Genomic DNA, 13,209 nt, shown 5'->3' on the forward strand with positions numbered 1-13,209 from the left:
CACAGCTCTGACCCGGCGCGGCACCAAGTTCGCTTGCGCTGCACGATGCCGTAAGAGACAGTAGCCCGGTTCAGACCGAATCACTGAGAGGCGTCGACGGGCTTCTACATGCTGCGCATCACTGCCATTTTTGTCGCGGTCTGCATTGTTCTGATCGCGGCCTCGCTGGGTGTCGTCGTCTATCTACTGCTGGGCCTGTCGGTCGTGGAATCCGGAATTGTGGCGCTGGCGACGCTGACGGCGCTCGCGCTTTACAACGGCCTGTCGACCAGAGTCCGGGACCGAACCGATATTGGTGAACAGATTGCCGATCTGTCGCGAGGGACGGCCGACCTCGCCAAACAGGTCGCCGAACTCGGCCGCAGGGTGGTCGCCCTGGAAAGCGAAAATTCCGCAGCCCCCAAGCCGCGCGGAGCCGCCGACCCGCTGGTGGTCGAACTGGGCGAACTCGGCAGTCTGATGAAGCAGTTGGCGGAAACCGTCGCCGCTCATGACAGCAAGCTGGCCGCGATGACAGTCCCGCCGGCCGTGTCGAGCCTGCCTTCCACTGTTGCCGGGCAAGCCATGCCGCTTGCCGCGCCGCAGCCGGCCGACGCGCCGGTGCTGGTTATGCAAACGGCCGGTGGCACTCCGGTAGCCGATCGTTTGCCATTGGTGCCTACGGCGGTGCCTGAAACCAAGCCCGCTGTCCCGACCCAAGTCACGAGCGGCTTTTTCAAGGGCAAGACCGAGGACGAGATTGTTGCGGTGATCCGCGGCGCCATCGACGCCAACCGTATCGATCTGTATCTGCAGCCGACCCTCACCCTGCCGCAGCGCAAGGTCCGCTATTACGAAGCGATGACGCGGCTGCGCACCGACGACGGCACCCTCATTCTGCCCGGGGATTTTCTGGAGGTTGCCGAGCGCGCCGGGCTCATGCCCAAGATCGACAACCTGCTGCTGTTCCGGTGCGTGCAGGTGTTGCGGCGCCTGCTAATGAAAAACCGCGAAATCGGGCTGTTCTGCAATATTTCCACAACCACCCTCAACGATCTCGTTGTCTTTCCGCAATTCTCGCAGTTTCTGGAAGCAAATCGGGCGCTGACACCGTCGCTGATGCTGGAATTCACGCAAGACGCCTTCCGCGCCATGGGCGCGCTGGAGAGCGAAGGACTGGCCTCCTTGCGCGAACTGGGGTTCCGTTTCTCGATGGATCAAGTGAGGGACCTGCAATTCGGCCCGCGCGATCTGTCCGAGCGGGGAATCAAATTCGTGAAGGTTCCGGCGGCTTTGCTGCTCAACCGCGTGCCCGAATCCGCCGATATCCACACCGCAGACCTGTCCGATCTGCTCGGCCGTCACGGCATCAGCCTTGTCGCGGAGCGCATTGAGGCCGAATCGGTCGTAGTGGATCTGCTCGATTACGATGTGCGCTTCGGGCAGGGCTTCCTGTTCTCGCCGCCGCGTCCGGTGCGGGCCGAGGCGCTGCAAGGCGTGGCTGACCGCAACGACGTGGTGGCGCGCGACAGCATCCCCGATCCGCGCGAGATCGCGCCGGGCCTTCTCGGCGCCCGTGCGATGGGCTAAACGGGCCGCTTCGTCGGCATTCCGGAATATCCCCGCGTGACCCTCCTGATCGACCGCTTATCGCCACTGGCGCCGCACTATGATGTCATCCTCTCTGATGTCTGGGGCGTGATTCACAATGGCGTCGCTGCTTTTCCGCCGGCCTGTGACGCATTGGCCGCGTTTCGGAAGGCGGGCGGCACGGTCATCCTTGTCACCAACGCGCCGCGCCCGCATGAAGCGGTCATCCGCCAGCTCGATCGGCTGCATGTTCCGCGTGAAGTCTACGACAACATCGTCTCGTCGGGCGATGTGACCCGCAGCGTGATTGCACAACGTCCGGGACAGAGCGTGTTTCATCTCGGGCCGGAGCGGGATCATGCGATCTTCGAAGGTTTCGATCTGCGCTTCGCCGATGTCGAAACTGCCGATTACGTCGTCTGCTCCGGCCTGTTCAACGACGAGACCGAAACGCCGGACGATTATCGCGAGATGCTCGCTGTGATGCGGAAGCGCAATCTGTTCATGGTCTGCGGCAATCCCGATATTGTGGTCGAGCGCGGACATGAACTCATCTATTGCGCGGGCGCCATTGCCGACCTGTATGCGGCCATGGGCGGCGATGTGCTCTACGCCGGCAAGCCCTATGCGCCGATCTACGAGATGGCGTTGCGCAAGGCCGAATCCATACGCAGCGAGACAACGCCGCTGTCGCGGGTTTTGGCGATCGGCGATTCGGTGCGAACCGATTTCACCGGGGCGACGCGGCAGGGGATCGATTGCCTGTTCGTGACCGCGGGCATTCATGCCGAAGAATTCGGCGGCCGCGATGTGCCGGATGAAGAGGCGGTGAAGACGATTTTTGACGAAACCGGCAGTTTGCCGAGAGCGGTGACGCACCGCCTCGCCTGGTAAGAGTCGGGCGCTACAGAAAAACGGCGTCGATCTTCGCCTTCAGGGTCTGCGCGTTGAACGGCTTGACGATATAATTGTTCACGCCCGCCTGTTTCGCCGCGATCACATTCTCGGTCTTGGATTCGGCGGTGATCATGATGAACGGCGTCGCCGCCGTTTCGGGATTGGCGCGCACTTCCCGGAGCAGCTCGTAGCCGCTCATCGGCGCCATGTTCCAGTCGGAAATGATCAGACCGTATTGACGCTCGCGCAGCCGCTTCAGGGCGGCGGCGCCGTCATTGGCGTCATCAATCTCGGTGAAACCGAGCTGTTTCAAGAGATTGCGGATGATCCGGGTCATGGTCTGATAGTCATCGACCACGAGAATGGGCATCGACAGATCGACAGCCATGGGCTTCGGCTCGCTACAGAAAGGACGTCGTCTGGTGCGGCTCGCAGGGCAATTTTCGGCGCGCACGGGACCATGCGGCGGTGCGTAATGTGGCAAAACGGCCTGAAGATCAGGTTAACTGCCTGGAAACGCGCAAAATTCGTTGCTGCTTCGCCCAAAGAGTCATTGCGATTTTTTTGCAGTGCAGCGACTATTCTGCGGCAAGCTATTGAGAATCCAACTCCATGCCGCCTGCCGCTGCGAAGCCGCCCGTCGACCCCCGTCTGATGCGGGTTCTCTTTTTCGAGGACCTGCGGGTCGGGATGCGAGAGGTGCTGATGAAGACGGTGATGGAAACCGACGTCATCGGCTTTGCGGAATTGTCCGGCGACAACAATCCGATCCACCTCTGCGACCACTATGCCGCCACTACCCGCTTCGGGCAGCGCATCGCGCATGGGCTCTACACGGCGAGCCTGATCTCGGCGGTGCTCGGCACCCGGCTGCCGGGGCCGGGGGCGGTGTATCGTTCGCAGACGCTCAATTTCCAGGGGCCGGTGAAGATCGGCGACGTCGTCACCATCATAGTCGAGGTCATTGAACTGGTGCCGGAGGGCCGCAAGGTGCGTCTGCATTGCGAGGCCTCGGTGGACGGCAAGACCGTGCTGGATGGCGAGGCGATCGTCTCGGTGCCGGCGCGCAATGCGGTGCCGCGCTGAGGTTTTTGACGTGCGGACCTGGTGCTTGACTTGAAGCCTGTGGCAGCCGACACGGTGCGCGAACCCGACGCCAGCCGCATGCCTGACACTCCCCGCAAGCCTTTCATCGTTGTGCGCGACGCAGAGAACGCCGCCGCCTTGCGCGGCGCGGTGGTCGCCATTGGGAATTTCGACGGCGTGCATCGCGGCCATCGCGCCGTGATCGGCGCCGCCCTCCGCAGGGCGCAGGACCTGTCGCGCCCGGCCGCCGTGCTGACGCTGGAACCGCATCCGCGCGTTTTCTTCCGGCCGCAGGAGCCTCTGTTCCGTCTGAGCGACGAGAGGCAGAAGCTGCGCCTCTTGGCGGCGACCGGCGCCGACGGCGCCATCGTGCTGACCTTCAACGCGGCGCTTGCCGGTTTGCCGGCCGAAGATTTCGTGGCGAAGATTCTGGTCGAGCGCTTTGCGGTCAGCGGGGCCACGGTCGGGTTCGATTTTCATTTCGGCAAGAATCGGCAGGGCTCTCCCGCGTTCTTGAAAGAGGAAGGCGCTCGGCGCGGCTTTCCGGTGGAGATCGTGCCGCCGCTGGAAGACGAGGGCAGGCCGGTCTCGTCCGGCACCGTGCGGGCGGCACTGGCCGCGGGCCGCGTGGTCGAAGCAGCGGAACTGCTCGGCTATCCGTGGTTTGCGTCCGGCGAGGTCATCCACGGCGACAAGCGCGGGCGCGATCTCGGCTACCCGACCGCCAATATCAGGCTTGATCCCGCTTGCGGCCTGAAGCACGGCATCTATGCGGTGCGTGTCGCTGTCGGCGGCAAACGCCATGACGGAGTGGCGAGCTTCGGCCGACGCCCGATGTTCGACAACGGCGCGCCGCTGCTGGAGGTGTTCGTGTTCGACTTCGAGGGCGACCTCTACGGCAGGCATCTCGACGTGGCCTTCATCGGCTGGATCCGCGCGGAAGAGAAATTCGAGACGCTCGAGGCGCTGGTGGCGCAGATGGACCTCGATTCGCAGCGCGCGCGCGAGGCGCTGGCGCGGGCGGGAGACGTGTTTCCGATGTTGGGGGAGATCCCGGTTTGAGGTTGTTCCCGCGAACGCGGGGACGACGGTAGACAGGCAGTTCCATTCAGCCAACGCTCCGCTCCTTCCCGCGGCGCGAACCGCGCCCGGGCTGTGAGAGAGGGGGACGGCGCGCCGAGAGGCGCAGGCCAGTCCTGATCGTGCTGCGCTCCTTGCGAAGCACAGCCGCCTCTCGGCGCACCGTCGGCGGCGTTCTGATGGGGCCCGACAGCGCGGGACTGTTCCCCACCAACCCCGGGCCGCGCTTCCCGGACCGTGCACACCTGGCCGGTCCGACTTAAGCAGGCCTGCTGCGCCCCGGTCTTATTGCCGGAGGGGCGGAGCCCCGGGGCCACCCGGGAGCCGGCTCCACGTTAGAGCCGGCCCGCAGGGCGCCGCATCCCGCTCCGTCCTCAAGAACGTCTCCGGAAGACGCCCCTCGATGAGCGGGATGATCAGAATATAATCCTATTTGCGGAGAAAGGCCAATCACGAATTGTGACAATAATCCTAGTTTCGTGAATTCCCGGGTCGTCCCGGCCAGGCGCGCGGTAGCGGCTGTAGCCCGCATAAAGCGCAGCGGAATGCGGGCTTGATCCGGCGACGGTCTTTCCGCACCCGGACTTCGCTTCGCTCCATCCGGGCTACAGGGATGCTTTCTGCGGGACTTGTGCCTTGCAGCTCGCTTTCGCGGGGGCGACCCAACAGAGGAACACTTGCGCCCTGCGGCTCGCCTGCTAGGTAGACGCGCCATGAGCAAGCCCGAACGCGATTATTCCGAGACCCTGTTTCTGCCGCAGACCGATTTCCCGATGCGGGCCGGTCTGCCCGAGCGCGAGCCGCAATTGCTGGCGCGCTGGCAGAAGCAGAACCTGTTTCACCGCTTGCGCGAGACGGCGAAGGGCCGCCCGAAATTCGTCCTGCATGACGGTCCGCCCTATGCCAACGGCAACATCCATATCGGGCACGCGGTCAACAAAATCCTCAAGGACGTGGTGACGCGCAGCCAGCAGATGCTCGGCTTCGATTCCAACTACGTGCCGGGATGGGACTGTCATGGCCTGCCGATCGAATGGAAGATCGAAGAGGAGTATCGCGCCAAAGGCAAAAACAAGGACACGGTGCCGATCAACGAATTCCGCCGCGAGTGCCGCGCCTTCGCGCAGAAGTGGATCGAGGTGCAGCGCGAGGAGTTCAAGCGGCTCGGCGTCGAGGGCGACTGGGACAATTACTATTCGACCATGAGCTTCCCGGCGGAAGCGCAGATCGCGCGCGAGCTGATGAAGTTCGTTCAGAACGGCACGCTCTATCGCGGCTCAAAGCCGGTGATGTGGTCAGTGGTGGAGAAGACCGCACTCGCCGAAGCAGAGGTCGAGTACGAGGACTACACCTCCGACATGGTATGGGTAAAGTTTCCGGTGCGCTTCGCGCATGCGCGCGACGAGAAGGCGTTCAAACGCCTTGAAAAGGATTTCAGCAATGCGTCGGTCGTGATCTGGACCACCACGCCCTGGACGCTGCCCGGCAACCGAGCGATCAGCTATTCCTCGAAGATCGCCTACGGTCTCTACAGGATTACCGAGGCGCCCGCCGATAACTGGGCCAAGACCGGCGATCTCCTGATCCTCGCGGATTCACTTGCCGCCGATGTCTTCAAGCAGGCGCGCGTCACGGCATTCGACAAGGTGCGGAACGTCACCGCCGCCGAGCTTGCGGCGATCGGTTGCGTGCATCCATTGAAAGGTGCCAACGGCGGATACGAGTTCACCGTTCCGCTGCTTGATGGCGATCATGTCACCTCGGATACGGGTACCGGCTTCGTGCACACAGCCCCGGGTCATGGCCGCGAGGACTTCGACATCTGGATGGCGAATGCGCGCGCGCTGGAAGCGCGCGGGATCTCGTCAGCCATTCCCTATACGGTCGACGAGAACGGCGCCTTCACCGAACAGGCGCCGGGGTTCACCGGCAAACGCGTGCTCAACGACAAGGGCGAGAAGGGCGACGCCAACGAGACGGTGATCAAGGCTCTGGCCGAGGCCGGCAACATCATCGCGCGCGGCCGCCTCAAGCACCAGTATCCGCATTCCTGGCGCTCGAAGAAGCCGGTGATCTATCGCAACACGCCGCAATGGTTCATTGCGATGGACAAGGATATTGCCGACAGCAAAGGCGGCGTGAAGCAGGGCGACACGCTGCGCCACCGCGCGCTTGACGCCATCAAGGTGACGCGCTGGGTGCCGGCCGCCGGCGAGAACCGCATCACCGGCATGATCGAGAGCCGCCCCGACTGGGTGATCTCGCGCCAGCGCGCCTGGGGCGTGCCGATCACCGTGTTCGTGCGCGAGAAGGGTGACGGCTCGGTCGAGATTCTGAAGGACGAGGCGGTGAACAACCGCATCGCCTCCGCCTTCGAGCTGGAAGGCGCTGACGCCTGGTACGAGGCGAACGCGACCGAACGTTTTCTTGGTCCGCGCGCGAAGGAAGGCTGGAAGAAGGTCGACGACATTCTCGATGTGTGGTTCGATTCCGGCTCGACGCATGCCTTCGTGCTGGAAGACCCGAAGCATTTTCCGGGGCTCGCCAGCATCCGCCGCAGGAAGGACGGCGGCGACGACACGGTCATGTATCTGGAAGGCTCCGACCAGCATCGCGGCTGGTTCCATTCCTCGCTGCTGGAAAGCTGCGGCACGCGCGGGGTTGCGCCTTATGACGTCGTGCTCACGCACGGCTTCGCGCTCGACGAGAACGGCCGCAAGATGTCGAAGTCGCTCGGCAATGTGGTGGCGCCGCAGGACGTGATGAAGCAGGCGGGCGCCGATATTCTCCGGATGTGGGTGTGCGCCACCGACTATGCCGACGACCTGCGCATCGGCCCGGAAATCCTGAAGACCAATGTCGAGACCTACCGCAAGCTGCGCAATACCTTGCGCTGGATGCTCGGCAATCTCGCGCATTTCAAGGAAGAGGATCGCGTCGCTTTCGAGAAGATGCCGGAACTTGAGCGGCTGATGCTGCATCGCCTCGCCGAGCTCGACGCGCAGGTGCGGCAGGCTTACGCGGGTTTCGATTACAAACGCATCTTCGCTTTGCTCAACGCGTTCATGACCTCGGACCTGTCGGCTTTCTATTTCGACATCCGCAAGGACACCCTCTATTGCGATCCGATCTCTTCTCAGAAGCGCAAGGCGGCGCTTACCGTCATCGACCATCTGTTCCGCTGCACGGTGACGTGGCTCGCGCCGATGCTGTGCTTCACAGCGGAGGAATGCTGGCTCTCGCGCTATGGAGACACGGCGCCGTCGGTGCATCTGCAGCTTTTTTCCGATGTGCCGGCCGCGTGGCGCGATGACAGGCTCGCCGATAAGTGGCGCAAGATTCGCAATGTGCGGCGCGTGGTCACCGGCGCGCTAGAGCTCGAGCGCGCGCAGAAGCGTATCGGCTCCTCGCTCGAGGCGGCGCCGATCGTGCATGTCGCGGACACGGATCTGTTCGGCGCGATCGTCGATGCCGATCTTGCGGAAATCTGCATCACCTCCGCGGCGACCCTGGTGGAAGGGGAGGGGCCGGCCGACGCCTTCCGTCTGGACGATGTGACGGGCGTCTCGGTGCTGCCGCGCCGCGCGGAAGGCAGGAAATGCGCGCGCTCCTGGAAAATTTCCGAAAGTGTCGGCGAAGACCCGGATTATCCCGACGTGACGCCGCGTGACGCGAAAGCCTTGCGCGAATGGGACGCGCTGCGGCGGGCAGCGGAGTAGGCTTACGGCGTAGTCACGAATTCAGAGTCGTCCCCGCGCAAGCGGGGACCCATACGCTCAGCTTCGCCGATAGGCGACGGCATTTCGGTGTGGTACTTTTCATATTATTTCGACAGTGGATATGGGTCCCCCGTTCGCGGGGACGACCAGCAGGCAATTGCGATGCCATACCACGTTTACATTCTCGCAAGCCGGCCACACGGCACATTGTATATCGGCGTGACCAATAATTTGGAGCGAGCATCGAACAGCACCGGATGGGTCTCGGCTCGCAATTCGTCAAGCAGTACGGCGTGACAAGGCTCGTCCATGTTGAAACTTTCGATGATCCTGAATCGGCCATCGTCCGTGAGAAGCGGCTGAAGAAATGGAATCGCGAGTGGAAGATTCAGTTGATCGAAGAGAACAATCCGCATTGGGCGGATCGTGCGAAATTGCTGACGTAATGCCTTTCCGCATGTCGTCCCCGCGAACGCGGGGACCCATAGCCTCAGTGTCAGTTTGTTGCAGCCAAGAACTGCCGATCGCGAGAGGCGAGGATTTGCCTTCGTCTGCTTCTGTGGTTATGGGTCCCCGCTTGCGCGGGGACGACCACAATCAATGGCTTCCGGACCATCCAAACCCTCTTTCCTCTGGGGTCCCCTGAGCCGCGACGGCTTCACCGTCGCCGTGATCACCCTGCTGCTCGACCAGGCACTGAAGCTCTGGCTGCTGTTCGGCTATGACCTCGCCGGCAAGGGACGGGTGCGGGTGCTGCCGTTTTTCGACCTGGTGCTGACCTGGAACCGCGGCATCAGCTACGGGCTGTTCCAGCAGGACACTGCGCGCGGCCGGTTTCTCCTTCTCGCCATCACCATCGGGGCCATGATCGTTCTCTGGCTCTGGCTGGCGCGGGCCGGGAACCGCCTCGTGGCCCTGTCGCTGGGTCTGATCATCGGCGGGGCGCTGGGCAATGCCATCGACCGGCTGGCCTATGGGGCGGTGGCGGATTTCGCCCTGTTTCACGTCACTACGGCCAATTTTACCTTTAGCTGGTACGTCTTTAACCTCGCTGACGCGGCCATCGTTGCCGGGGTGGCGGGACTTCTGTATGACTCCCTCCTTGGTGACCGCGCCGCAAAAGCGCCCTGATTTCTGCGGATAGCAGGACCGGGTCGGCGGCCTTGCATGCGGGTGGAGCTCTCTGTGCTGAAGACGATTTCGGCCTCTGCGGACAATCATGCGATTTTCAGGCGACTGTCGCGCGCGGTTCTGGTCTGCGCCGTCGCCGCGGCCTGTGTCTTTGCCGCCGGTCAGGCGCGGGCCGAAGACGACGAGGACGACGAGCCCTTTGAAACCAAGATTATGAAGTCCATCCTCGGCATCAACGACAAGGATTCCATCGATTACCGCGAGCGCGCTCCCTTGGTGGTGCCGCCGACGATGAATCTGGTGCCGCCGGAGCAGGCCAAGATCGATAATCCGGCCTGGCCGAAGGACGCCGACGTCCAGGAGAAGAAAAAACGTAAAGCCGCGGCCAAGCAGCCGCGCCGCGATCCGGAGCTGGAAGCGCGACCGCTGACTCCCGCCGAACTCAATCCATCCGGTGCGGTCGCCCGTCGCGGCGCCGGTGCGGACCCAAATGGCGCGGAAAATCCCGAGCTTGAAGGCCAGCGCAAGCTGAGGCCGAACGAACTCGGCTACAAGGGCGGCCTGTTCAATTCCATCTTCCGGGACAACAGCAAGCCGGAAACCGCTGTGTTCAGTGGCGAGCCGGCGCGCTCGGCGCTGACCGATCCGCCGCCCGGCTATATGACGCCTTCGCCCAACCATCCTTACGGTCTTGGAGCGAAGAAAGAGGCGCCGAAGCCCTATAAGCTCGAAGACCGGGGCACCGGCAACTATTAACGCGATTTAACGCGGCGATGCGCCCGTTCTGCGTTGTTTGCCCGGTTCACGTCGCTATATCGCCAGTGGTTGTATCGCCCATATGTTTACCGCAAAGCGGCAACCGCGCCGCATGAGTCATCCGACATGAAGAGCCTCAACAGATCAGGCGCGGCGATCCTGCTCGCTTGCGCAGCCATCGCTTTTGCTCTGCTGCCGCATCGCCCGGCCGCGGCGGCGCCGAACGTGTCGCATTTCAAGCTCGCCAACGGGCTGCAGGTGGTGGTGATCCCGGACCGCCGCGCGCCGGTGGTCACGCACATGATCTGGTATCGGGTCGGCGCCGCCGACGAGCCGCCGGGCAAATCCGGCATCGCGCATTTCCTCGAACACCTGATGTTCAAGGGCACGGCGAAGAACCCGGCCGGCCGCTTCTCGCAGGTCGTTGCCACCATTGGCGGTCAGGAAAACGCGTTCACCTCCAGCGACTATACCGGCTATTACCAGCGCGTCGCCCGCGACAAGCTGAAGGAGATGATGGAATTCGAAGCCGACCGCATGACCGGCCTCGTGCTCACCGACGAGGTGGTGCTGCCGGAACGCGACGTTGTGCTGGAAGAGCAGAATACGCGTGTCGCCAATAATCCAGCCTCCAAGCTCGGCGAGGAAGTGCAGGCGGCGCTCTATCTCAATCATCCCTATGGCCGGCCGGTGATCGGCTGGCGTCCGGAAATCGAGAAGCTCAACCGCGCCGACGCGCTTGAGTTCTACAAGAAATACTACACGCCCAACAACGCCATCCTCGTCGTTGCAGGCGACGTGACTGCCGACGAGGTCAAGAAGCTCGCGGAGGAAACCTATGGCAGGATTCCGCGCGTTGCCGAGGTGCCGGAGCGCAAGCGGCCGCAGGAGCCCGAGCAGCGCGCCGTGCGTACGGTGACGCTCGCCGATCCCCGCGTCGCGCAGCCGAGTCTGCAACGCAGCTATCTGGTGCCGTCGTCCAACTCGGCGAAGCAGGGCGAATCCGAGGCGCTGGAAATCCTCGCGCATATCCTCGGCTCGGGAAACAACAGCCGGCTCTATCGCAAGCTGGTGGTGGAGAGCCCGGTCGCGATCAGTGTCGGTGCCTGGTACCAAGGCATGGCGCTCGACGACACGCGCTTCGGCGTCTATGGCACGCCGCAGCAGAACGTGACGCTGCAGCAATTCGATGTCGCGATCGACCAGGTGATTGCGGAGATCGCCGCCAACGGCGTGACCGCCGACGAACTTGAGACCGCGCGCACCAAGCTGATCGCCGATGTCGTATATGCGCAGGACAGTCAGGCGACCCTGGCGCGCTGGTACGGCTCGGCGCTGACGGCAGGCGCCACTGTCGAGGAAGTCACGACCTGGCCCGACCGCATCGCCAAGGTGACCGCAGACGACGTGCGCAATGCGGCCAAGACCTGGCTAGACAAGAAGCGTTCGGTCACCGGTTATCTCATCAAGGATCCCGCGCCGCAGGAGAAGCGCTCATGATATCTTTTGCCCGGCGGGTCTTGCTGCTTGCCGCCGCCGTTACTGTGCTGTCGCTGACGACCCCGGCGCAGGCAGCGATGAAGATCGAGCGCGTCGTTTCCCCCGGCGGCATCGAGGCCTGGCTGGTAAGCGATCCGTCGGTGCCGCTGATCGCGATGAATTTCGCCTTCCGCGGCGGCGCCAATCAGGATCCGACCGGAAAACCCGGCGTCGCCTACATGACGTCCGGCATGATGGACGAGGGCGCCGGCGATCTCGACGCCAAGGCTTTCCAGAGCCGGGCCGAGCGCAACGCCGTCGAACTCAGCTTCACGACGCATCGCGACGAAATGCGCGGCTCGCTCAAGGTGTTGACGGCCCGCAAGGACGAAGGCTTCGACCTGCTGCGGCTCGCCGTGACGTCGCCGCGCTTCGATCAGGACGCGATCGAGCGGGTGCGTGCGCAAATATTGGCGGTACTGCGCCGCGAGACCACCAATCCGAATGATATCGGCAGCCGGTTGTGGTGGCGCACCGCTTTTCCGGAACATCCATACGGCAGGCCGACCAACGGCACGCTAGAATCCGTGCCGACGATCGCGCAGCAGGACCTGCGCGACTACACCAAGCGCGTCTTCGCGCGCGACCGCCTGAAGATTGCGGTGGTCGGCGACATCGACGCCAAGACGCTGGGGCCGGTGCTTGACCGCATCTTTGGCGCGCTGCCCGAGAAAGCCGAATTGCAGGCAGTGCCGTCCGCAAAGATGGACGCGGTCGGCAAGAAGATTTTCGTTCCGCTGGATGTGCCGCAGGCGGTGGTGAATTTCGGCGGCGTCGGAATCCCGCGCCAGGATCCGGATTTCATTCCGGCCTATATTGTCAACCACATCCTCGGCGGCGGCTCCTTCTCCTCGCGGCTCTATCGCGAGGTGCGCGAGAAGCGGGGCCTGGCCTATTCGGTTTATTCGTATCTTCTGCCGCTCGACGTTGCCGCCCTATTCATGGGCGGCACGCAGACGCGCGCCGACAAGGCGGATGAGACGGTCAAGCTGATCGAATCGGAAATTCGCCGGCTCTCCGAAAGTGGCCCGACGGCGGAGGAACTGCAGAAATCGAAATCCTATCTCAAGGGCGCTTATGCCCTGAATTTCGACACCTCGACCAAGATCGCCAACCTTCTGGTGCAGATCCAGCTCGACGATCTCGGCATCGACTATATCGAGCGCCGCAACGGGCTGATCGAGGCGGTGACGCTGGACGACGTCAAGCGCGTGGCCAAGCGGCTGCTGGATGGCGGAATCCTGGTGACCGTGGTCGGGCGCCCGCAGGGCGAGAAAGGCGCCCAGCAGGGCGGGTAGATTTTGTTTTCCCTCTCCCCGTTTACGGGAAGAGGGTGGTCCGAGCGTAGCGAGGACCGGGTGAGGGGCCTTGGACTGGTCATGCTTCACCCGGCTCACGGTAAGCGCCGTTCGCCACCCTCTCACAGCGAACT

10 protein-coding genes and 1 pseudogene are annotated in these 13,209 nt (G+C 63.3%); 10 read left to right on the forward strand and 1 reads right to left on the reverse strand.

What is annotated here, in order from left to right:
• Window positions 1-108 precede the first annotated feature (108 nt).
• Window positions 109-1,569: an EAL domain-containing protein gene (locus RO009_12270; protein MDT3685802.1), complete on the forward strand. Its 1,461-nt coding sequence runs from the start codon at window positions 109-111 to the stop codon at window positions 1,567-1,569.
• A 36-nt stretch (window positions 1,570-1,605) separates the two neighbouring features.
• Window positions 1,606-2,463: a TIGR01459 family HAD-type hydrolase gene (locus tag RO009_12275; protein MDT3685803.1), complete on the forward strand. Its 858-nt coding sequence runs from the start codon at window positions 1,606-1,608 to the stop codon at window positions 2,461-2,463.
• 10 nt (window positions 2,464-2,473) lie between these two features.
• Here the strand turns inward: RO009_12275 and RO009_12280 are convergent, their stop codons facing one another.
• A complete protein-coding gene (locus tag RO009_12280) occupies window positions 2,474-2,854 on the reverse strand; it encodes a response regulator (protein ID MDT3685804.1) in 381 nt (126 codons plus the stop codon).
• Between the two features lie 224 nt (window positions 2,855-3,078).
• Here RO009_12280 and RO009_12285 point away from each other — a divergent pair, with 224 nt between their 5' ends.
• The 8 genes and pseudogenes from RO009_12285 (at window position 3,079) to RO009_12320 (ending at window position 13,075) form a co-directional block, all read left to right on the forward strand.
• Window positions 3,079-3,552, forward strand: coding sequence for a MaoC family dehydratase (locus RO009_12285; GenBank protein ID MDT3685805.1), 474 nt, complete (start codon window positions 3,079-3,081; stop codon window positions 3,550-3,552).
• A gap of 78 nt (window positions 3,553-3,630) precedes the next feature.
• On the forward strand, window positions 3,631-4,614 hold the full coding sequence (locus RO009_12290) for a bifunctional riboflavin kinase/FAD synthetase (GenBank protein MDT3685806.1): 984 nt from the start codon (window positions 3,631-3,633) through the stop codon (window positions 4,612-4,614).
• Window positions 4,615-5,345: 731 nt separating this feature from the next.
• Window positions 5,346-8,351: an isoleucine--tRNA ligase gene (gene ileS / locus RO009_12295; protein ID MDT3685807.1), complete on the forward strand. Its 3,006-nt coding sequence runs from the start codon at window positions 5,346-5,348 to the stop codon at window positions 8,349-8,351.
• Between the two features lie 162 nt (window positions 8,352-8,513).
• Window positions 8,514-8,797 (forward strand): annotated as a pseudogene (locus tag RO009_12300) (GIY-YIG nuclease family protein).
• A 154-nt stretch (window positions 8,798-8,951) separates the two neighbouring features.
• The gene (gene lspA / locus RO009_12305) at window positions 8,952-9,482 is read left to right on the forward strand and encodes a signal peptidase II (GenBank protein ID MDT3685808.1); all 531 of its coding nucleotides are present in this window, start codon (window positions 8,952-8,954) and stop codon (window positions 9,480-9,482) included.
• A 36-nt stretch (window positions 9,483-9,518) separates the two neighbouring features.
• Window positions 9,519-10,238 (forward strand): hypothetical protein, encoded by a 720-nt coding sequence (locus tag RO009_12310; GenBank protein ID MDT3685809.1) that lies wholly within the window; start codon window positions 9,519-9,521, stop codon window positions 10,236-10,238.
• Between the two features lie 126 nt (window positions 10,239-10,364).
• The gene (locus RO009_12315) at window positions 10,365-11,738 is read left to right on the forward strand and encodes a pitrilysin family protein (protein MDT3685810.1); all 1,374 of its coding nucleotides are present in this window, start codon (window positions 10,365-10,367) and stop codon (window positions 11,736-11,738) included.
• Window positions 11,735-13,075 (forward strand): pitrilysin family protein, encoded by a 1,341-nt coding sequence (locus RO009_12320; protein ID MDT3685811.1) that lies wholly within the window; start codon window positions 11,735-11,737, stop codon window positions 13,073-13,075. The genes RO009_12315 and RO009_12320 overlap by 4 nt, the downstream gene beginning before the upstream one ends.
• Window positions 13,076-13,209: the final 134 nt, after the last annotated feature.

Origin of the sequence: Pseudorhodoplanes sp. (genome assembly GCA_032027085.1) — a bacterium.
Classification (GTDB): Bacteria; Pseudomonadota; Alphaproteobacteria; order Rhizobiales; family Xanthobacteraceae; genus Pseudorhodoplanes.